This is a genomic window from Streptomyces sp. MZ04 (assembly GCF_004684775.1).
In the GTDB taxonomy this organism is placed as follows: domain Bacteria; phylum Actinomycetota; class Actinomycetes; order Streptomycetales; family Streptomycetaceae; genus Streptomyces.
Map to the genome: position 1 here is coordinate 1 of NZ_SRIC01000016.1, position 20,456 is coordinate 20,456.

Consider the following 20,456-nt stretch of genomic DNA (forward strand, 5'->3'; position numbering starts at 1 on the left):
CTCGTGGGCTCGGAGATTTGTATAAGAGACAGGTTCAGCGCCCCCCGCACCCGCGGTGTCCCGCTGCTCATCGCCCCGGTCGCCGCCTGGAGTGACTCGGTCCTGCTGCTGCGGGTGTGGCTGACGGTGCTCGCCGCCGGAGCGCTCTATCTGGGGTTCCGGCCCTGGCTCCGGGTGCTCGCCCAGCGGCCGGCCGCTGTCGGCGTGGCCGCGGGGCTCTACGGCAGCCTCTGGTTCGCGCTGTTCTACGCGGGCGCGGCGATGCCGAACCACTACACCGCCATGGGCGCCGTCGCGGCGGTCGGGCTCTTCCTGCGGGCCGCGCCGACTCCCCTGACGTACGCGGGAATCGGCGCGGGTCTCGCCGTCGCCACCCTCATGCGGCCCAACGACGGTGCCGCCGTCGCCACCCCGCTGCTCCTCGTCGGACTCGGCGTTCTCGCGCCGCGCTCATGGGCCCGCGTGCTCGCCGTGCTCGGCGGGGTCGTGGCCGGTGCGCTGCCGTGGGTGATCGAGGCGTACGTACGGTTCGGCGGCGTACGCGAACGGCTCGCCGACGCCAGTGACGTGCAGGGCGGGCTGCGGCCGCTCGCCGCGATCACCGCCCAGTTCACCGCCGTGGACGGGCCGTTGCTCTGCCGGCCGTGCGGCGCCGACCAGATCAGGACCGTCGCCCTGGAGTGGTGGATCCTGCTGCCGGTGCTCGTGGCCGTCGGGCTGTGGGCCGTCGGGCTCTGGGCCGAGGGCCTTGGGGCCGCCGGAAGGGCCACCCGCGGGGCGCTCTGGCTCGCGGTGGCCGTCGGGGTGTGCGCCGCCCTGCCCTACCTCCTCCTCGTCCCCTACGGAGCCCCTCGCTTCCTGCTGCCGAGCCACGCCCTCCTCGCGCTCCCGGCGGGCATCGGCCTGCTCGCCCTCGCCGACCGGGCGAGGGCCTCGCGTGCGCTCGCGGCCGCCCTCGCCGTCGTACTCGTCGGGCATCTCGCCGTCCAACTCCCGCTCGCCCACGGCAATGGCCGCATCCAGGCCGGCGCCCGCGGCGACTGGGCCCGCGTCACCGAAGTCCTGCGCGAGCAGGGGGTCCGCGCCCCGTGCGTGCTCCAGGGCAACACCTCGGTGATCCCTCTCGCGTACGTATCCGGATGCGTGGCCGCCCCTCGGGCCAGCCGGACAGGACCCGAGCGCCCCACCGCCCTGGTCCTGCGTGAAGGGCGGCCTCCGCACTGGGCGCGCGACTGGCGGCGCCATCCCGTACCGGACACCTACGCACCCGGCTGGACGGTCCTGGTGCCGCCGCAGACCGCCTTCCGGAACACTCCGACCGATATGCGCTCTTGACGCACGGTCAACCCCACCCTCACCATCGGGCACGCCAATCCCGTTCAGATTTCACGGAATTCGGAGCCCCCCACATGAAGTTCTCCGTTCCCGGACGCGCCGCGGCAGCCGCCGCGATAGCCGTCGCAGGACTCCTCACCACCAGCGCGATATCCTCCGCGGCACCCACCCCCACGGCGGCCGCGCCCGACATCTCCGTCGCCAACGTCCAGGCCCACCTCTCCCAGCTGCAGTCCATCGCGGACGCCAACGGCGGCAACCGCGCCCACGGCAGCGCGGGCTACAAGGCCTCCATCGACTACGTGAAGGGCAAGCTCGACGAGGCCGGATTCACCACCACCGTCCAGGAGTTCACCTCCAACGGCGAGACCGGCTACAACCTCATCGCCGACTGGCCGGGCGGCGACGCCGACCAGGTCGTCATGGCGGGCTCGCACCTCGACAGCGTCGGCTCGGGCCCCGGCATCAACGACAACGGTTCCGGTTCGGCGGCCATCCTGGAGACCGCGCTCACGGTGGCCAAGGAGCAGTACAAGCCCGCCAAGCACCTGCGGTTCGCCTGGTGGGGCGCCGAGGAGCTGGGCCTCGTCGGCTCCTCGCACTACGTCGAGAAGCTGCCGGCCGACGAGCGCTCGAAGGTCAAGGACTACCTGAACTTCGACATGATCGGCTCCCCGAACCCCGGTTACTTCGTCTACGACGACGACCCCACCATCGAGAAGACCTTCAAGGACTTCTACGGCGGCCTGAACCTCGCCACCGAACCCGACGAGGAGGGCGACGGCCGATCGGATCACGCGCCCTTCAAGGACGCGGGCATCCCGGTCGGCGGCCTCTTCAGCGGCGCCGACTACGAGAAGACCGCCGAGCAGGCCCAGAACTGGGGCGGCACGGCGGGTGAGCCGTTCGACAAGTGCTACCACTCGTCGTGCGACACGGCGTCGAACATCGATGAGAAGGCGCTGGATCACAACAGTGATGCCGTGGCTCACGCCGTGTGGGGGCTCTCCGGCTGAGCGCTCCCCCTTCGGGGCGCGGGTAACCCCGTAGACGCAATTACCTGCGTGTGCATATAGTGCACACGCAGGTAATTCGCAGCGCCCTACCCAGGGGGACCCCATGACCCGCAGCTTCCTCTTCGTGCTCGGCAGCGCCCGCCCCGGCGGCAACTCCGAGACCCTGGCCCGCAAGGCCGCCGAACAGCTCGCGCCCGGCGTCGAGCAGCGCTGGCTGAACCTCGCCGAGCACCCGCTGCCCGACTTCGAGGACCTGCGCCACGACGGCACCCGCCCTCGCGGGCGCCCCCGCCCGGCCGGCGACAACGAGGCGCTGCTCCTGGACGCCACCCTCGCGGCCACGGACATCGTCATCGTGTCGCCGCTGTACTGGTACTCCCTCTCGGCCACCACCAAGCGCTACCTCGACTACTGGGACGCCTGGCTCGAGGTCCCGGAGATCGAGTTCAAGGCCAGCCTCAAGGACCGTGCCCTGTGGGGTGTGACCGCGCTCGCGCACACCGAGGAGGAAGTGGCCGAACCACTCGTCGGCACGTTGAACCACACCGCGGCGTTCTTCCCGATGCGCTTCGGCGGTGTGCTTCTCGGCAACGGCTCACGGCCGGGCAACGTGCTCGACGACACCGAGGCCCTCTCCCGCGCCAAGACCTTCTTCGCCCAGGAGCCGCCGCTCGCCCGCTACCCGTACGAGAAGTGATGACGTACGCGGCTCCGGCTCCTAGGCCGTGATGTCCTTCGCCCCGAACCTCGCCCACGCCGCCGAGCCGAAGACGACCGCGTAGAGCCCTTGCAGGCCCAGGTTCTTGACCAGCTCGTCCCAGTAGACCGGCTCGCGCAGCAGGTCCGCGAAGGACAGCCAGTAGTGCGAGAAGAAGTACGGCTGGATGGCGTGCAGTTGAGGGATCTGGTCGAGGATCTGGATCGTGATCAGCAGGCCTACGGTCGTCGCCATCGCCGCGATGCCGCTGCTGGTCAGCGTCGACACGAAGAGCCCGAGCGCCGCCACCCCGATCAGCGAGGCGGCCACGACCAGCGCGATCAGCAGGGCGCGCAGCATCCCCTCGCCGAAGCTGATCCGAGTGCCGGAGATCGTGGTGACCTCACCGACGGGGAACAGCAGGGCCCCGACGGCGAGCGCGGAGACCGCCACGACGAGGGTCGCGACCAGGCAGAACGTCAGCGTCGTCGCGTACTTGACGAGCAGCAGCCGGGTGCGTCCCGCCGGAGCGACGAGCAGGTAGCGCAACGTACCCGCGCTGGACTCGCCCGCGATGGCGTCGCCCGCGACGACACCGATCGCCATGGGCAGGAAGAACGGCAGCGTCGCGGCGAGGGCGGTGAAGACCAGGAACAGACCGTTGTTGGTGACCTGCGCGATGAACGCGGGCCCACCGGCCTCACCGCCGCCGCCGATCGTCGAGCCGTCGCTGGTCTCGATCTTGACGGCGACACCGACGAGGATCGGTACGGCGGCCAGCACCCCGAGCAGTGCGAGCGTCCGCCAGCGGCGGAAGGTGATCGCCAGCTCGCTGCGGAAGAGCCCTGGGCTCCAGATCCGCCGCACTTCACGCCCCTTGCCCGTCTCCCGTACGCCGTCCGTCTCTTGTACGTCCACGACCTCAGCCCGCGACATCGAAGCCCTCCCCCGTCAGCGCCACGAACGCGTCCTCCAGCGAGGCCCGTTCGACTCCGAAGCCCCGCACCCGTACACCCGCCCCGACCAACGCGGCGTTCAGCTCGGCGAGCTCCGTGCCCGGTGGTTCGCCCGTCACCCGGTCCTCCGTCACGACGAGATCCGTCACGCCGAGCTCCTTCAGGACGCGCGCCGCGTCGCCCGTGTCCGGGGTCGTCACCACGAGCCGCCCGCGCGCGCCGGCCGCCAGCTCGGCGACCGGCCCCTGGGTGATCAGCCGCCCCTGGGCCATCACGGCGGCGTGCGTACAGACCTGCTCGATCTCGTCCAGGAGATGCGAGGAGAGGAAGACGGTCGTGCCCTCCGACGCCAACTCCCGGATCAGCGTGCGGATTTCGCGCATGCCCTGCGGGTCGAGACCGTTGGTCGGCTCGTCGAGCACGAGGAGCCTGCGCGGCTGGAGCAGCGCGGCCGCGAGGCCGAGTCGCTGCTTCATGCCGAGCGAGTACGCCTTCGCCTTCTTGCCGGCGGCGGCCGTCAGCCCCACCCGGTCCAGGGCGGCTTCGGCTCGGGTACGGCGGGTGCGGGGGTCGGCGGTCGGGTCGGCGGAGTCGTAGCGCAGGAGGTTGTCGCGGCCGGAGAGGAAGCCGTAGAGGGCGGGGCCCTCGATGAGCGCGCCCACGTGCGGGAGCACGGTGCGGGTCGCTCGCGGCATCGCGCTGCCCAGGACCCGTGCGTGGCCGGAAGTCGGCTCGATCAGGCCCATCAGCATCCGGATGGTGGTCGTCTTGCCGGAGCCGTTGGGACCGAGGAAGCCGAAGACGCTGCCGCTGGGGACGGTGAGGCTCAGCTGGTCGACGGCCAGCTGTTTGCCGTAGCGCTTGGTCAGCGCCGAGGTCTCGATCACGCTGGGCGTCGGGCCGCCGTTTTCGCCGGGCACATGTCCTCCCTCACCATTGCGGCGGACTCAGGGGTTCGTACCCTGAGTCCGCCGCCTGTGCGTCTTCTGCGAGTGCGTTGTGGCTTGTCGCGCGGTTCCCCGCGCCCCTAAAGGGGCGCTCCAGTCCGGGGCGCTCCAGTCCGGGGCGCTCCAGTCCGGGCGGTCTAGTTCGCCGCGTTCGCCGCCTTCACCAACGCGTCCTTCGTCACCGCTCCCGCATAGACGTTGCCGTCATCCGTGATGAGGGCGTTGATCAGGCGCGTCTTGAAGACCGTGCCCTGGCCGAACTCGCCGGTCACCTTGTCGCCGAGCGAGTCGAGCAGCCGCTGCGCGTCCGGCGGTACGTCGCCGGACCCGGCCGTCGACAGGCCCTGGCCGCCCGGCATTTCCAGCTCGGCGATGGAGTTCCAGCCCTTGCCGATGACGTTCAGACCGTTCAGGTCCTCCTCGCCCTTGAACTCCTCGGCGTCGCCCTTGAAGCCGTGCCTCTGCTTCTCGGCCTTGGCGTCGTCGCCCTCCGTGACCTTCGCGCCCTTGGGCGGCGTGAAGTCGAAGGTCGACGCGTCCGGCTTCGCGAAGTCGACCTTCGTGAAGCCCGCGTCGACGACCGCGCTGCCGCCGCCCGCCGGAGTCAGCGTGAACTTCAGCGGCGTACCGGTCTTCGAGTCGACCGCGACGGTGATCTGACCGACCGTCGAGCCGGCCTGCTTGGGCTTGATGACCAGGCGGTAGGCATCGCGGCCCGCGACCTGCGCGGTGCCGTCGACCTTCACCGACGTCGTGCCGTCGACCGCCTTCAGGGCCTCTTCGGCCAGTTCCTTGGGGGTGGACGGGACGTCCTTGGGGAGGTCCTTCGGTGCCTGCTTGTCGGAATCCCCGGCCTTGCCCGCCGACTTGGAGTGGTACACCTCGTTCGTCTTGCTGTCGTAGGCCCATACGTCGTCGCCGTTGTGGATCAGGCTGTACTCGGCCGCGTCGTCCAGGACGGACAGCTTCTGCTTGTCGGGGCCGTCGGCGGCGACGCGCAGCGTGTGGGTGCCGGACGCCAGTTCCATCAGCTTGGACTGCGGGTCGGCGGACGAGCCCTCGCCGTCCTCGCCCTCGCCTCCGCCGCCGCCACCCGGGGCGAAGCCTCCGGTCATGCCGCCGCCCAGGGACGGGAGACCCAGGTCGGTGCTGATCTTCACCGTGCCGGAGAGCTGCTCCGTGTCCGACGCGGCGATCTTCTCGACGAGTTGCTGTGCGGTGACGTCGGGCAGGTCCGGGTCGCCCGACGTGGCGAGCGCCGGGACGAGCCCGATGGTCGCCGCCGCCACCCCCGCCACCGCGACCGGGACGGCGTAACGCGCCGCCTTGCGGCGGACTACGCGCGGCTCCCCGGCCTCATGGGTGTTCTGCTCCGGTTCGTACGGTGCCATTGTGTGCCCTACCTCCGTGGTCGGCGGCGGCCTTCCCTGTACGTGCCTGCGTCCACCCCGCGCCGCCATTCTCACCCGAATAGGTCAGGAGTGGTTGTTTCTTGCTGGACCCTGCTGGTCTCCATACGACCAAATCGGCCAGCCAGAAGCGTCAGACCCCGGGAGCAACTCCACGTACTGCTGTGGGATGACACAGAGAGGTGGCGCCTCCCCCATCCCGTAGGGGGGAGACGCCACTTGGACCCGTATCGATCAGCGCTGCACGAACACGTAGTCCGCCTTGTACGGCACCTTCGCGATGGCGCCCTCGTCACAGCTGCCCGCCGGGGCGACGCCGCCCACCGTGTTCAGGCGCAGGATCTCCGTCACGTGCGAGAGCCGTCCGTGCGGCTTGCCCGACTGGGTGGCCGCCAGGTCGAGTTCGGCGATGTTCGTGTCGCCGTTCGGCGTCCTGGAGATCAGCTTGCCGGTGACCGCGCTGCCGTCGGGGGCCACCCACTGCGGGGTGCCCGAGTTGGGCGCGGTGAAGCTGTGCGCGATGTTCCCCTGGAGCCGCGCGCTGACGTCGCGCTGGGCGAAGGCGAACTTGCCGGAGCCGTCGTCGGCCTTCTTGCACGCGTAGATCTGCTGACCCTCGATCACCGAGGCCTGGAAGTTGGACGAGGCGAACCGGAAGTCGAAGTCGGTGGTGACCGTATGGAGCTGCCCGCGGACCGCGCCGCCCGGGAACTCCGCGGTGTGCAGGTTGGCGTAGAAGCCACCCGGGTTCTTCTTCAACTCCTCGAGCAGGGCGGCGTCCTTGACCTGGACCGTGCCGGTCACGCGGTGGCCCTTGCTCTGGTCGAGCAGCTTCGTGAAGTCGACCTTGACCCCGCCGTTGGTGCCCCTCTCGCCCTGGTGGATATGGAGCATGGTGGGCCTGTCCGTGCCGCGCCACTTGACCGTGACGGACACCTGGTCCCCCTTGACCTGGATGAACTCGAGCGCCGAGCCGTCCTTGTCACCGACCGCGGGCCCGCCCTGCACCGGCACCTCGTTCGCGCCGTTCAGGCTCGCCACGAAGATCGGACCGCTGGTGGTGCCGGTGTCGGAGGCAGCCGCCGGGAGCATCGCCAACGCCACCCCCGCGGACGCGGCGACGGCGACGCCGGAGGCGAGCAGGGCCCTGCGGCGGTGCGCGAGAGCGCTGAATAAGCTCGAAGTGCTGAAAGTGCCCATGAGCAGAAATCTCCCCGTATACGAGCTGACGCCCCCTGCGTCAGCTTCTGGGCATGGATACGCAGTGAATCTCAGTCTGGACTCAATCCAACCCCGCCAAATAATGTGACCTGCGTCACGCAAGCATAGGATCAAGTGGGAGGGTACCCGGACCACAAAGGGGGTCGTCATGTTCACGACCCGGTACAGCAGAACCCGGCGCGTCGGCGGTTACGCCGCCGCGGCGGCCGCCGTCCTCGCACTCACCGCGTCCGGCTGCGGCGACAGCGGCGGTGGCAGCGGCGACAAGAGCAGCGGGGGCGACACCAAGAGCTCCGCGACGCTCACCGCCACCAAGGTCGACAAGGTCGGCACGGTCGTCACCAACAGCAAGGGGTACGTCCTGTACCGCTTCGACGAGGACACCGCGAAGCCGTCCAAGTCCAACTGCAACGACAACTGCGCCAAGGTCTGGCCGGCCACACCCGCCCCCGGCAAGGTGACGGTCAAGGGCATCGACAAGGCCCTCGTCGGCACGGTCACCCGCGACGACGGCACCAAGCAGCTCACGCTCGACGGCTGGCCGCTCTACACGTACGCCAAGGACGACGAGCCGCGCGAGGCGTACGGCCAGGGCGTGGACGGCACTTGGTACGCCATCACGCCGACCGGCGCGAAGGCGCAGAGCAGCACCACGGACCAGCCCCAGGACGAGCACTCCGGGGGTGGCTACGGCTACTGACGCAGAGCGCCACCCCGAGACCAGCCCCGAGACCCGCTCCGAGACCCGCTCCGAGACCCGCTCCGAGACTCGCTCCGGGTGACCTCAGCCCGCCCGGTGCACCACCAGATCGCAGAGCTCCACCAGCGACGCCTTCGCGTCGCAGTCCCGCAGCGGCGCGAGCGTGGCCCGCGCCTCCTCGGCGAACCGCACCGTGTCCCTGCGCGCCTGCTCCAGGGCCGGGTGGGCGCGCAGCCGCACCAGCACCTCGGTGAGCCGCGCGTCGTCGCTCAGGTCCGAGTCGAGCAGCTCGCACAGGGCGATGTCCTCGGGCAGACCGAGCTTCGCCACCCGCTCGCGCAGCCGGAGCACCGGAAGGGTGGGGATGCCTTCACGGAGGTCCGTGCCCGGGGTCTTGCCGGACTCGTGCGAGTCGGACGCGATGTCCAGTACGTCGTCGGCGAGCTGGAAGGCGACGCCGAGCCGCTCGCCGTACTGGGTCAGCACGTCCACGACGGTCTCGTCGGCGCCCGACATCATGGCGCCGAAACGACACGCCACGGCGATCAGCGAGCCGGTCTTGCCGCCAAGGACGTCCAGGTAGTGATCGACCGGGTCGCGGCCCTCGGTCGGCCCCGCGGTCTCCAGGATCTGGCCGGTGACCAGACGTTCGAAGGCCTCGGCCTGGATGCGGACGGCGTCCGGGCCCAGGTCGGCCAGGATGTACGAGGCGCGGGCGAACAGGAAGTCGCCGGTCAGGACGGCCACCGAGTTGCCCCAGCGCTGGTTGGCGCTCGGGACGCCGCGGCGCACATCGGCCTCGTCCATCACGTCGTCGTGGTAGAGCGTCGCGAGGTGCGTCAACTCCACGACCACGGCGGAGGGCACGACGCCCGGCGCGAAGGGATCGCCGAACTGCGCGGCGAGCACCACGAGCAGCGGCCTGAACCGCTTGCCACCCGCGCGCACCAGATGCTGTGCCGCCTCCGTGACGAAGGGGACCCCGCTTTTGGTGGCGTCGAGCAGACCTTCCTCGACGGCCGCCAATCCGGCCTGGACATCGGCTTCGAGAGCCTGGTCCCGCACGCTGAGGCCGAAGGGCCCGACGACGGTCACGAGGGGTTCTCCTGTCTGCTGACGATCACAAGTCGGTCGCTCGGTCGATCATCACTCGGTCGATCTTCGCGTGATGACCCGGTCGATGACACGGTTTGTCGATGTGTCGCTGCCATCACTCAAGTCAGCGTATCCGGTCCCCTTTCGATCACAGTGGGCACCCGCCTGTGCAATGCCGCCCAGGCAGCACGCGATCAGCACCGGTATGTTCTTGATCAGCCGATACGGCCGAGAAGACCGCATCACCCCGCTAACGACTGAACTACCGGGAGCAGAACCTTTGTCCCGCACCGAGCCCGAAGCCGAACCTCCTGCGGACCCCTCCACCGAGCCGCCGCCGGGCGACGACCACGCCTTCTTCGGGCAGCCGCGCGGTCTGCTCACCCTCTCCGGCCTCGAGGTCTGGGAGCGCTTCTCGTTCCTCGGCATGCAGGCCATCCTCGTCCTGTACTTCGCGGACTCCGTCGCCAACGACGGCATGGGCATGGATTCCGGAACCGCCGCGTCCGTGTCGGCGGCGTACGGAACGCTCGTCTATCTCGTCTCGGTGGCAGGCGGCTGGCTCGCCGACCGCATCCTCGGCTCGTACCGGGCGGTCCTGTGGGGCGGCATCCTCATCGCCTGCGGGCACTACTCGATGGCGGTGCCGACGGCGACGATGACCTGGGTCGGGCTCGGTCTGATCAGCGCGGGCACCGGACTGCTCAAGCCGAACGTCGCCTCCATGGTCGGCAAGCTCTACCGCACCGACGACGACCGGCGCGACGCCGGCTTCGCGCTCTACTACATGGCGATCAACGTGGGCGCCTTCGCCGGACCGCTGATCACCGGCTGGCTCGGCGACCACAAGGGCTGGCACTGGGGCTTCTCGGCGGCCGCGATCGGCATGACGTTCGGCCTCGTCCAGTACGTGTTGGGGCGGCGGCATCTCGCGGGGCGCAAGGCGTCCGCCGAATTCGCGCTGCCCCGCGATGCGATGCACCGGGCGGTGCTCCTGATCGTCGTCGGCCTCGTCGCGGCGGCGGCCTTGGGCGGTCTGCTCGCCGGCGTCGGCTGGCTGACGATCGACCGGTTCGTCGACCTGCTCACCCTCATCTCGGTGATCGCGCCGGTCGTCTACTTCGCGGTCATGTTCCGCAGCCCGCGCGTGACGAACGAGGAGCGCGGCCGTCTCAGGCCGTACATCGTGCTCTTCCTGGCGTCGGTCGTCTTCAACTTCATCCTGTTCCAGGCCTACTCGACGATGATCCTGCTCGCGTCGACGAACGCCGAGACCTCGATCTTCGGCTTCACCTTCCCCGCCAGCTGGTACGCCTCCGCGCTGGGCGCCTTCGAGGTCGCGCTCGCCCCGGTCGTCGCCACGGTCTGGGCCAAGATGGGCCACGGGCAGCCGCACGCCTCCAACAAGATCGCCTTCGGCGTGATCCTCGGCGGCCTCTCGTTCCTCCTGATGGTCCTGCCGACCTCGGGGCACAGCGACGACACGTACAAGATGGCCGTCTGGTGGATCGTCGGCTCGTACCTGCTGCTCGGCCTCGGCGACATCCTGGTGGAGACCTCGGGCATGTCGGCCACGACGAAGCTCGCCCCGAGGGCCTTCGCCAGCCAGACGATGTCCCTCTGGTTCCTCTCGCTGGCCCTCGCCAACGGCATCCAGGCGCAGACCGTGAAGCTCTACGGAGAGGTCTCCAACCCGGCGTACTTCGGCGTGAACGGCGCCATCGCGGTGGCCGCCGGTGTCGCCGTCATCCTGCTCGCACCGTGGCTGCGCCGCACCATGCACCCCGTCCACTGAGGTTCCCCCATGCAGATTCGCTCCTCCTTCCCGTACGAGACCACTCGCGAGGACGTCCAGGTCCCCCTCCCGGACGGGACCAAGCTGTACGCGCGCGTCTGGCGCCCGGTGACGGACGAACCCGTCCCCGCGCTCCTCGAATACCTCCCCTACCGGCTGAGCGACTGGACGGCGCCGCGCGACTGGCAGCGCCACCCCTGGTACGCGGGCCACGGCTACGCCTCCGTGCGCGTGGACGTGCGGGGCCACGGCAACTCGGAGGGCATGCCGGGCGACGAGTACTCGGCGGTCGAGCTGGCCGACGGGGTCGCGGTCGTCAACTGGCTCGCCCAACAGCCGTGGTGCTCGGGCAAGGTCGGCATGTTCGGCATCTCCTGGGGCGGCTTCAACTCCCTCCAGATCGCGGCCCTCGCGCCCGAGCCGCTCAAGGCGGTCGTCACGGTCTGCTCGACGGACGACCGCTATGACAACGACGTGCACTACATGGGTGGTTCCGTCCTCGCGGTGGACATGCACGCATGGGCGGCGACGATGCTGGCATTCGTGTCGCGCCCGCCGGACCCGCTGTTCGTCGGCTCCGACTGGCGCGAGATGTGGCTGGCCCGCCTCGAAGCCGTGGACCCCTTCATCCACACCTGGCTCGACCACCAGACCCGGGACGACTACTGGCGGCACGGCAGCGTCTGCGAGGACTACTCCGCGATCGGCGCGGCGGTGCTCGCGGTGGGCGGATTCCACGATCCCTACCGGGACACGGTCCTGCGCCTGGTCGAACATCTGCCGGGCGACGTACGGGGGCTGATCGGCCCGTGGTCGCACCAGTACCCGGACCGCGGCCTGCCGCCGGGCCCGGCGATCGGCTTCCTCCAGGAGACGCTGCGGTGGTGGGACCACCACCTGAAGGGCATCGAGAATGACGTCATGGCGGAGCCGAAGCTCCGCTCCTGGATCAGCGACTCGCACCGCCCCGCGACGGTGTACGACGAGCTGCCGGGCGGCTGGGCCGGCGACCCCTCCTGGCCGTCCCCGAACGTCACCCCCGTGTCATACGCCCTCCAGGGCAACCCGCTGATCGTGAACTCCCCGCAGCACACGGGCCTGGACGCGGGCCGCTTCTTCCCCTTCGGTAACGACGCCGACCTGCCGCCGGACCAGCGGGACGAGGACGCCAAGTCGGCGTGCTTCGAGTTCGAGGTGCCCGCTGCGGTACGCATCCTGGGCCGGCCCCGGGTGACGCTGCGGCTCCGCATGGACGTGCCCTTCGGGCAGGCGATCGCCCGGGTCTGCGACGTGGCCCCGGACGGCTCGTCGACGCTGGTCACGCGCGGCGTGCTGAACCTGTCCGCCCGCCACGGCCGCGACCGCGCGGACGCCTGGCCGGTGGGCGACACCGAGGACGTGACGTTCGACCTGAACGCCATCGGGTACGCGTTCCCGCCGGGGCACCGGATCCGGCTCGCGGTGTCGTCGGCGTACTGGCCCTGGATCTGGCCGCGGGCCGACTCGGCGGGCTTCGTCCTCGACCCGGCGGGCAGTTCCCTGGAACTGCCGGTCAGGGAGGGCGAGTTGGATCCGGGGATCACCTTCGCCGCGCCCGAGCAGTCGGAGCCGCTGGAGGTCGTGTACCCGGCGACGCTCGACGAGCAGCGCCCCGAGCGTCTCGTCGTACGCGATGTGGCGAAGGGCGAATGGCGCCTGGAGGTGGACCCGCGCTACGGCGGCACGCGGGTCTACCCGGACGGCCTGGAGTTCACCGAGGACGCGCTGGAGACGTACACGATCAACGAGTCCGACCCCCTCTCCGCCCGCACCCGCTCCGACTGGACGATCCGCCTGCACCGCCCGGAACTGGCCTGGGACGTACGGGTGGAGTCGCGCTCCGAGATCACCTGTGACGCGGCGGACTTCATCACGTCGAACGAGGTGGTGTGCAAGGACGGCGGCGAGGTGGTGTTCCACCGGACGTGGGAGAAGCGGATTCCGCGGACGGCGGGGTGAGTTGCGCGCCGTAGGGGGCGCGGGGAACTGCGGGGTGAGTTGTGCCCCGTAAGGGGCGCGGGGAACTGCGCGACCAGCCCCCACCGGCCCGCGGACTCACCACCGCACTTCCCGCGGAGCGCTCAGCAGCCGCTCAAGCACCGCGGCCACCCCGTCGTCCTCGTTCGACGAAGTCACCTCATCGGCCGCCGACTTGAGATCGGGATGAGCGTTGGCCATGGCCACGCCACGGGCAGCCCACACGAACATCGGTACGTCATTGGGCATGTCGCCGAAGGCGATGGTGTCCGCGGAGGTCATCCCGAGCCGCTCGGCGGCGAGTGCGAGCCCGGTCGCCTTGGTCACCCCGCGCGGCTGCAGCTCGACCGTGCCGGGACCGGACATGGTGACGGTGGCGAGGGACCCGACGGCATCACGCGCCACGGCGGCCAACTCGTCGTCGGTCAGCTCGGGATGGCGCAGCAGCACCTTGCTGATCGGCTCGGCCCAGAGCGCGTCCCGCCGCCGCACCCGCACGGCCGGCAGCGTGGGGTGCGGCATCAGGTAACCCGGCTCGATGAGGGTGAGCCCGTCCACGCCGTCCTGGTCGACGGCGGCGTAGACCTGCCCGACCTCGGCCTCGATCTTCCCGAGCGCGGCCTCGGCGAGATCCCGGTCCAGGGTCACCGACCACACCATCCGGTCGGACTCCGCGTCGTACAACTGCGCCCCCTGCCCGCAGACGGCGAGACCGCCGCCGCCCAGATCGTCGAGGAGCGGCTTCACGCGCGGCGCGGGCCGCCCGGTCACCACCAGGTGCCGGGCCCCGGCGGCGACCGTCGCCGCCAGTGCTGCCCGCGACCGGTCGGAGATGGTGTCGTCGCCGCGCAGCAGCGTTCCGTCCAGGTCAGTGGCGATAAGTGAATATGCGAGGGGAGCGGCCATGATCCAGAGAATACGGATCCACGGCGATGCTGAAAGCAACGTGACAGGAGCTGTGACGGGCTCGGTGCGCCGGTCGCGCAACCGGCGCTCCGGGGATTCACCGGGACGTGTCGCTCCGCACGGCTCGGGGGGCGTACGCCGGGGTGGGCGACAGGGGACGAATCCCCTGAATTCCCCTCGCCCTGCCCCTAGTTGCCTCTAGTTGCCCCTAGTTGCCTCTCGCCCTCTCCCTCAGCCGTGCGCCGCCGCGAGATGCCGGGCAAGCCGTGGCGAAGCGAACTCCGTCCCACACACGAACCGCATCACCGGTCCGTACGACGCCGCCGCCGGCAGCCCCGTGAAGTACAGGCCGGGGACCGACGAGACGTACCCGGCGCCGAGCTTCGGCGTGCCCCGGCTCACCGCGAGGCGGGCGCGGAGCGCGTGGCCCAGGAAGTCCATCGCGGCGATGTCGACCCGGTAGCCCGTCGCCGCCATGATGTGGTCGGCGGCGAGTTCGCGGGTGCGGCCGCCCAGGGTCTCGACCCGCAGGACCGGGCTGCCGTCGCGGACCTCCGCCGAGGCGATGCGGCGGACCTCGCGCTTGTCGACCTTGTCCTCGAAGCGGTCGCGCAGCCACCAGGCGCCCAGCGGCCCGAGGATGCGGCGGACCAGGAAGTGCCGGGCCTGCGGGGGCAGATAGCGGTAGGGGTGGGGGTAGTAGCTGATCGCGTAGAGCGACCAGGCGCGGCCGAACGGCGACTCGGGGCGCAGCCTCGGCTGCTCCCACGGAGGCGCCCCGAAGTCCACGGCCCCCTTGCCGCGCGCCACCACCCGGACGTTCGCGCCCGCTTCGGCGGCGAGCGCGGCCGTCTCCAGGGACGACTGGCCCGCACCGACCACGATCAGGTCACGCCCGGCGAACCGCGACAGGTCGTGGTGCTGCGAGCTGTGCGAGACGGGACCTGTGGGGGTCGGCCCGTCCGGTACGGCCGCGGCCAGCTCGGGCGGCAGCTGCGCGAGACCGGAGAGCCCGGTCGCGACGACGACCGCGCGGGCCGCGAACTGCTCGCCGGAGTCCAGCTTCAGGTCGAAGCCCGCCGTGCCCCTGCGGTCGACCGACACCACCCGCACCTGCTCGAGTTCGGGCACGAGCTTCTGCTTGAACCACTCCCCGTAGGCGACGAAGGTCTCCACGGGGATGATGTCCTCGTCGGTGACCAGGCGCGGTATCCCCGCCGCGTCGCAGTAGTCGACGAGGTTGTGGCCGCGCTGCGGCGCGTCGATGTTCGACGCCGCGGGCGTCGACTTCAGGAGCATCCCCGCCGGCATATGGGCGCGCCAGCTCACCATGGGCTCGCCGAAGATCCGTACCGGGATGCCGCGGGCCCTCAGATGGGCCGCGGTCGACAGGCCGAACGGGCCCGCCCCGATGACTGCTACTGGTTGGATCACGAAGTCCCTCCCCAGGACGTCACTTATTGCGTGTGCCTACTTCGTGTGGTGCTGGATTCAGTTGTGCGGTGCCACCTTCAGACTCAACTCGTCGCGCTCCCCCGCCGGTTCGTCCGCCAGAGTTGGTACAGATGCTTGGCCCCCGGCCGTACGAACCTCGCGAGCATCGTGAAGAACGGCTTCATGTCGTCCGCCGCGAGCCATGCCAGTTCCGTGCCGCTCGCGCGGGCGGGCGCGTGCGGCGTCGTATATCCGCTGCGGCGGTAGGCGAGGAGAGCGGGCAGGTCGATGTTCTCCACGACGTACCGATGACCGGCGCGCTGTTCCCCCTCCGGGACAGGGCGGCCTGTCAGGTGCAGATGCATCGCACGGACGACGTCGATCCCGGACTCGCTCTCGAAGAGCCGGAACTGGGCGCCCATGCGCGGGTTGAAGTCGAGCAGTTTGTACTGACCGTCGCGCCGGTCGAAGCGCAGGTCGAGGTCGATGATTCCGGTGAAGCCGATCTGCTTGATAAAACGTGCGGTGAGGTCCACGAGTTCCGGATTGTCGACGACGTACGCATTCGCCGTCATCCCCGCGTGCGGCGGCCAGGAGCGCACCTTGACGCCCGTGAACATCGCGAGCGGCGTCGAGTCCACGTCGAAGTACGCGTGCACGATCCAGTCCTCGGCCTGCTCACGGGGCAGATACTCCTGGAGGATCACACCGGGGCGCGTGCCCCAGTCGCGGGCCAGGCCGAGCAGGCCCTCCGGGGTCTCTATGCGCGTCGTCCCGTTCACCGCGGGCCTGCTGCGGCGGGTGAACGCCTCGCGGTTCTTGGCGACCACCGGGAAGACCGCCGTGGCGGCGAACTCCTCGATGTCCCCGAGGCTTTCGGGGAAGGCCGCCGCGGGCGACGCGACGCCGTGCTCCACGCACAGCTCGTGCAGGCCCTGCTTGCTGGCCAGGCGGCGGGGCAACTCCGGCTCCACGCGCGGAAACAGGAACCCCGCGTCACCGAGCGGCTCCTGGTGCTCGGCGATGAGGACGGCCGCCTCCTCGTCGGTCGGGATCAGGACCGTGGGTCTGCCGATCCGGCGGGCGACGCGCAGCAGCCCCTCGACGAGCCGCTCCGGCCGCTCCGCCCCTGTGGTCGGCCAGGGGAAGGCTCCGGTGAGGTGACGCGAGAGCGCCGCGGGCGTGTAACGGTCCTCCGTGATCGCATACATGGGCACGCCGAGACGCCCGAGGCTGCGGATCGCGCCGACGCCTCCGTGGTGCAGCGGATAGTCGCCGAACTTCACGATCAGGCCGGGCACTTCCCGGTCCACCGCCACGGGCACGCTGTCGTTCGTCCTGGCCACGGGTCCCCCCACGTGTCCCTCCGTCTGACCCGGACCCACCCCGTCCGCGTCCCCCAAAGGACGCTAAGCCGGAATTGACCACTCCAGCAAGGCTTATTCGGACATTGCGAACTCTTTAGGCACTGCCCCAACCGGGGACTTCCCACGTAACGTGTGGCACACCCAATGGAAAGCGAGGCAGGTACGCATGTCCGAGCAGACCCCGCTCGAGCCGGCCGGGAGCGACCCTTCCGTGCGCTCCGAAGGCGGCGACCCCTTCGCCCTCTCGGAGAGCGACCCCTTCGGGCCGCACAACCTCCCGTACGGCGTGTTCTCCCCGGCCGGGACCACCGGGGACACAGAGCGCCGGGTCGGTGTACGACTCGGTGATCATGTCCTCGACGCGGGCGCCGCGGCCGCCGCGCTCGGTTCGCCCTATGTCTCGCTGCTCGCACGGCCCACGCTGAACCCGCTGCTCGCCGCGGGCCGCACCGCCTGGTCCGACGTCCGGCGCGCGATCACGGCGTGGCTGACGATCCCGGCCCACCGCGAGGTCGTCCGTCCGCTGCTTCACCCGCTGTCCGAGGTGACGCTGCACCTCCCCTTCGAGGTCGCGGACTATGTGGACTTCTACGCCTCCGAGCACCACGCGACGCACCTGGGCAAGATCTTCCGCCCGGATTCGCCGACGCCACTGACCCCCAACTGGAAGCACCTGCCCATCGGTTACCACGGCCGGTCCGGCACTGTTGTGGTCTCCGGGACGGAGGTGGTACGTCCGACGGGGCAGCGCAAGACGCCGGCCGACACGGCACCCGTCTTCGGCCCCTCGGTCCGGCTCGACATCGAGGCGGAGGTCGGCTTCGTCGTCGGTACGCCGTCGGAGATGGGCACGCCGGTGCCGCTCGCGGACTTCCGTGAGCATGTCTTCGGCCTCACGCTCCTCAACGACTGGTCGGCGCGCGACATCCAGGCCTGGGAGTACGTCCCGCTCGGGCCGTTCCTCGGCAAGTCCTTCTGCACCTCCGTCTCGGCGTGGATCACCCCGCTGGAGGCGCTGGACGCGGCGCGCGTCACCCCGCCCGCGCGGACGCACGAGCTCCTCCCCTATCTGGACGACTCGGCGGAGCCCGCCGCGGACGAGCCGGGCGGCTACGACCTGCGGATCACCGTGACCCTGAACGGCCACGTCATCTCCGAGCCGCCCTTCTCCACCGTCTACTGGACGGCGGCCCAGCAGCTGGCCCACATGACGGTGAACGGCGCGTCCCTGCGCACGGGCGATCTGTACGGCTCGGGCACCGTCTCCGGCCCCTCGGAGGGGCAGTACGGCTCCCTCATCGAGATCACCTGGAACGGCCGCGACCCGCTTGTCCTGCCGGACGGGAAGCGGACATTCCTGGAGGACGGGGATGAGGTCACTCTGACGGCGTGGGCCCCTGGCCCGGACGGGACCCGGGTCGGCCTCGGAGAGGTTTCTGGCAGGGTCGCCTCGGCACGATGAGTCCGGCAGGGGCCGGGGAGCGTCTACAGCACCGTCGTGGCTGGTCGCGCAGTTCCCCGCGCCCCTGCGGGGCGCCCCTCGGCGCCCTCTCAGAAGTCCTCCGGCGGCTCCGGCCACTCCTCCTCGGGTGACTCCGCGGACTGCGCGGGGACCCCATCCCCCAACTCCGCCAGTACCCCCAGCACACCCTCCCCGTAGGTAGCCAGCTTCTTCTCGCCGAGGCCGCTGACGCCGCCCAGCTCCGCCAGGGACGACGGCCGGAGCGAGGCGATCTCCCGCAGCGTCGCGTCGTGGAAGATCACGTACGCCGGGAGGCCCAGCTCCTTGGCCTGCGCCCCGCGCCACGCCCGCAGCGCCTCGAACACCGGCACAGCTTCCTGCGGCAGCTCGGCCACCGCGGCAGCCGCCTTCGCCTTCCGCTCCCCCTTCGAGGCCCGCGCGGCAGCCGCACGCTTCGGCTCCTTGCGCAACCGCACCTCCCGCTCCCGGCCGAGCACGGACCCGCTGCCCTCGGTCAGGACCAGCGTGCCGTACTCCCCCTCGACCGCGATGAGCCCCTGGGCGAGCAACTGCCGCACCACGCCCCGCCATTCGGCCTCCGCCAGCTCCTCGCCGATACCGAAGACCGAGAGCTGGTCATGGTCGAACTGGATGACCTTGGCGGTCTTCTTGCCGAGCAGGATGTCGATGATCTGCCCCGCGCCGAACTTCTGCCCGCGCTCGCGCTTGAGCCGCACGACCGTCGACAGGACCTTCTGCGCCGCCACGGTCCCGTCCCACGTCTCCGGGGGCGTGAGGCACGTGTCGCAGTTGCCGCAGGACTGGCCGTCCGCGTCCTGGCCGAAGTAGGTCAGGAGCTGGCCCCGGCGGCACTGGGCGGTCTCGCACAGCGCCAGCATCGAGTCCAGGTGCGAGGCCGCCCGGCGGCGGAACGCCTCGTCGCCCTCGCCGCCCTGGATCAGCTTCCGCTGCTGGACGACGTCCTGCAGGCCGTACGCCATCCAGGCCGTGGAGGGCAGTCCGTCACGGCCCGCACGGCCCGTCTCCTGGTAGTAGCCCTCGACGGACTTCGGCAGGTCGAGGTGGGCGACGAACCGGACGTCCGGCTTGTCGATGCCCATGCCGAAGGCGATCGTGGCGCAGACGACCAGGCCCTCCTCACGGAGGAAGCGGGACTGGTGGGCGGCGCGCGTCCTGCCGTCCAGACCCGCGTGGTACGGCACGGCCTCGATGCCGTTCTTGCACAGGAACTCGGCGGTCTTCTCGACCGAGTTGCGCGACAGGCAGTAGACGATGCCCGCGTCTCCCGCGTGCTCCTCCTTCAGGAAGGACAGGAGCTGCTTCTTCGGCTCGGCCTTCGGCACGATGCGGTACTGGATGTTGGGCCGGTCGAAGCTCGCCACGAAGTGCTTGGCGTCCGGCATGCCGAGCCGCTCGGTGATCTCCCGGTGCGTGGCGTGCGTCGCCGTCGCCGTCAGGGCGATGCGCGGCACGTCCGGCCAGCGCTCGCCGAGGAGGGAGAGGGCCAGATAGTCGGGGCGGAAGTCGTGTCCCCACTGGGCGACGCAGTGCGCCTCGTCGATCGCGAAGACGGAGATCTTGGCGCGGGAGAGCAGGTCGAGGGTCGACTCCAGACGCAGCCGCTCCGGCGCCAGGTACAGCACGTCGAGCTCCCCCGCGAGGAACTCGGCCTCCATCACCCGCCGCTCGTCGAAGTCCTGCGTGGAGTTGATGAACCCGGCCCGCACGCCGAGCGCCCGCAGCGCGTCCACCTGGTCCTGCATGAGCGCGATGAGGGGCGAGACGACCACGCCCGTGCCGGGTCTGACCAGGGCCGGGATCTGATAGCAGAGCGACTTGCCGCCGCCGGTGGGCATCAGCACGACGGAGTCCCCGCCCGCGATCACATGCTCGATGATCGCTTCCTGCTCGCCGCGGAACGCGTCGTACCCGAAGACGCGGTGCAGCGTCCGCAGCGCGTCACTGTCCGCCACCGAGCCCGGTACGGTCACCTCGCTCATGCCATCGTTCCCATCCATCGCCCTGCCCCCGTACGTCGCGCTTCGACCACTGCCTCCACGATAGGGCTCAGGACCGACA

Annotated in this window: 16 protein-coding genes; 7 read left to right on the top strand and 9 right to left on the bottom strand. The window is 70.4% G+C overall.

Annotated elements, in window-relative coordinates; genetic code table 11:
* From E2651_RS05940 to E2651_RS05950, 3 genes are all read left to right on the top strand, one after another.
* Positions 1-1,335 (top strand): hypothetical protein (locus E2651_RS05940; RefSeq protein ID WP_245238597.1); only part of this gene is annotated, 1,335 nt, incomplete at its 5' end.
* 74 nt (positions 1,336-1,409) lie between these two features.
* Complete coding sequence (locus E2651_RS05945; protein WP_135329929.1) at positions 1,410-2,351, top strand: M28 family metallopeptidase; 942 nt, start codon at positions 1,410-1,412, stop codon at positions 2,349-2,351.
* A 103-nt stretch (positions 2,352-2,454) separates the two neighbouring features.
* Entirely contained in the window at positions 2,455-3,048 is a 594-nt protein-coding gene (locus tag E2651_RS05950) for an NAD(P)H-dependent oxidoreductase (protein WP_135329930.1), read from the top strand.
* A gap of 21 nt (positions 3,049-3,069) precedes the next feature.
* Here the strand turns inward: E2651_RS05950 and E2651_RS05955 are convergent, their stop codons facing one another.
* The 4 genes from E2651_RS05955 to E2651_RS05970 all read right to left on the bottom strand — a co-directional run bounded on the left by E2651_RS05955 (position 3,070) and on the right by E2651_RS05970 (position 7,560).
* Positions 3,070-3,915 carry an ABC transporter permease gene (locus E2651_RS05955; protein ID WP_245238605.1) on the bottom strand — a complete coding sequence of 282 codons (846 nt, stop codon included), beginning with the start codon at positions 3,913-3,915 and terminating at the stop codon, positions 3,070-3,072.
* Between the two features lie 55 nt (positions 3,916-3,970).
* The gene (locus E2651_RS05960) at positions 3,971-4,924 is read right to left on the bottom strand and encodes an ABC transporter ATP-binding protein (protein WP_135329932.1); all 954 of its coding nucleotides are present in this window, start codon (positions 4,922-4,924) and stop codon (positions 3,971-3,973) included.
* 164 nt (positions 4,925-5,088) lie between these two features.
* Positions 5,089-6,342, bottom strand: a complete 1,254-nt coding sequence (locus E2651_RS05965) for a DUF2092 domain-containing protein (protein ID WP_135329933.1) — start codon at positions 6,340-6,342, stop codon at positions 5,089-5,091.
* Positions 6,343-6,594: 252 nt separating this feature from the next.
* Positions 6,595-7,560, bottom strand: coding sequence for a CHRD domain-containing protein (locus tag E2651_RS05970; RefSeq protein ID WP_135329934.1), 966 nt, complete (start codon positions 7,558-7,560; stop codon positions 6,595-6,597).
* A 169-nt stretch (positions 7,561-7,729) separates the two neighbouring features.
* On the opposite strand from E2651_RS05970, the gene E2651_RS05975 reads away from it, so the two are divergent.
* The gene (locus E2651_RS05975; RefSeq protein ID WP_135329935.1) at positions 7,730-8,281 is read left to right on the top strand and encodes a hypothetical protein; all 552 of its coding nucleotides are present in this window, start codon (positions 7,730-7,732) and stop codon (positions 8,279-8,281) included.
* Between the two features lie 84 nt (positions 8,282-8,365).
* Here the strand turns inward: E2651_RS05975 and E2651_RS05980 are convergent, their stop codons facing one another.
* Positions 8,366-9,376 carry a polyprenyl synthetase family protein gene (locus E2651_RS05980; RefSeq protein WP_135329936.1) on the bottom strand — a complete coding sequence of 337 codons (1,011 nt, stop codon included), beginning with the start codon at positions 9,374-9,376 and terminating at the stop codon, positions 8,366-8,368.
* A 280-nt stretch (positions 9,377-9,656) separates the two neighbouring features.
* Between E2651_RS05980 and E2651_RS05985 the strand changes: the two genes are divergently transcribed.
* Positions 9,657-11,171: a peptide MFS transporter gene (locus E2651_RS05985; protein ID WP_245238599.1), complete on the top strand. Its 1,515-nt coding sequence runs from the start codon at positions 9,657-9,659 to the stop codon at positions 11,169-11,171.
* 9 nt (positions 11,172-11,180) lie between these two features.
* On the top strand, positions 11,181-13,169 hold the full coding sequence (locus E2651_RS05990; protein ID WP_135329938.1) for a CocE/NonD family hydrolase: 1,989 nt from the start codon (positions 11,181-11,183) through the stop codon (positions 13,167-13,169).
* A 96-nt stretch (positions 13,170-13,265) separates the two neighbouring features.
* Here the strand turns inward: E2651_RS05990 and E2651_RS05995 are convergent, their stop codons facing one another.
* From E2651_RS05995 to E2651_RS06005, 3 genes are all read right to left on the bottom strand, one after another.
* Positions 13,266-14,093 carry an HAD family hydrolase gene (locus E2651_RS05995; protein ID WP_135329939.1) on the bottom strand — a complete coding sequence of 276 codons (828 nt, stop codon included), beginning with the start codon at positions 14,091-14,093 and terminating at the stop codon, positions 13,266-13,268.
* Between the two features lie 231 nt (positions 14,094-14,324).
* Complete coding sequence (locus E2651_RS06000; RefSeq protein WP_135329940.1) at positions 14,325-15,527, bottom strand: FAD-dependent oxidoreductase; 1,203 nt, start codon at positions 15,525-15,527, stop codon at positions 14,325-14,327.
* Positions 15,528-15,610: 83 nt separating this feature from the next.
* On the bottom strand, positions 15,611-16,852 hold the full coding sequence (locus tag E2651_RS06005; protein ID WP_135329984.1) for an ATP-grasp domain-containing protein: 1,242 nt from the start codon (positions 16,850-16,852) through the stop codon (positions 15,611-15,613).
* A 208-nt stretch (positions 16,853-17,060) separates the two neighbouring features.
* Here E2651_RS06005 and fahA point away from each other — a divergent pair, with 208 nt between their 5' ends.
* The gene (fahA, locus tag E2651_RS06010) at positions 17,061-18,356 is read left to right on the top strand and encodes a fumarylacetoacetase (RefSeq protein WP_135329941.1); all 1,296 of its coding nucleotides are present in this window, start codon (positions 17,061-17,063) and stop codon (positions 18,354-18,356) included.
* 89 nt (positions 18,357-18,445) lie between these two features.
* Here fahA and recQ read toward each other — a convergent pair whose 3' ends face one another.
* Positions 18,446-20,377 carry a DNA helicase RecQ gene (recQ, locus tag E2651_RS06015; protein WP_245238600.1) on the bottom strand — a complete coding sequence of 644 codons (1,932 nt, stop codon included), beginning with the start codon at positions 20,375-20,377 and terminating at the stop codon, positions 18,446-18,448.
* Between the last annotated feature and the right edge of the window lie 79 nt (positions 20,378-20,456).

Excerpts from the sequence above, each read along its gene's own strand:
- E2651_RS05970 (WP_135329934.1), bottom strand. The coding sequence starts at position 7,560 with ATGGGCACTTTCAGCACTTCGAGCTTATTCAGCGCTCTCGCGCACCGC.
- E2651_RS05995 (WP_135329939.1), bottom strand. The coding sequence starts at position 14,093 with ATGGCCGCTCCCCTCGCATATTCACTTATCGCCACTGACCTGGACGGA.
- recQ (WP_245238600.1), bottom strand. The coding sequence starts at position 20,377 with ATGAGCGAGGTGACCGTACCGGGCTCGGTGGCGGACAGTGACGCGCTG.
- E2651_RS05950 (WP_135329930.1), top strand. The coding sequence starts at position 2,455 with ATGACCCGCAGCTTCCTCTTCGTGCTCGGCAGCGCCCGCCCCGGCGGC.
- E2651_RS05965 (WP_135329933.1), bottom strand. The coding sequence starts at position 6,342 with ATGGCACCGTACGAACCGGAGCAGAACACCCATGAGGCCGGGGAGCCG.
- E2651_RS05990 (WP_135329938.1), top strand. The coding sequence starts at position 11,181 with ATGCAGATTCGCTCCTCCTTCCCGTACGAGACCACTCGCGAGGACGTC.
- fahA (WP_135329941.1), top strand. The coding sequence starts at position 17,061 with ATGTCCGAGCAGACCCCGCTCGAGCCGGCCGGGAGCGACCCTTCCGTG.
- E2651_RS05945 (WP_135329929.1), top strand. The coding sequence starts at position 1,410 with ATGAAGTTCTCCGTTCCCGGACGCGCCGCGGCAGCCGCCGCGATAGCC.
- E2651_RS05975 (WP_135329935.1), top strand. The coding sequence starts at position 7,730 with ATGTTCACGACCCGGTACAGCAGAACCCGGCGCGTCGGCGGTTACGCC.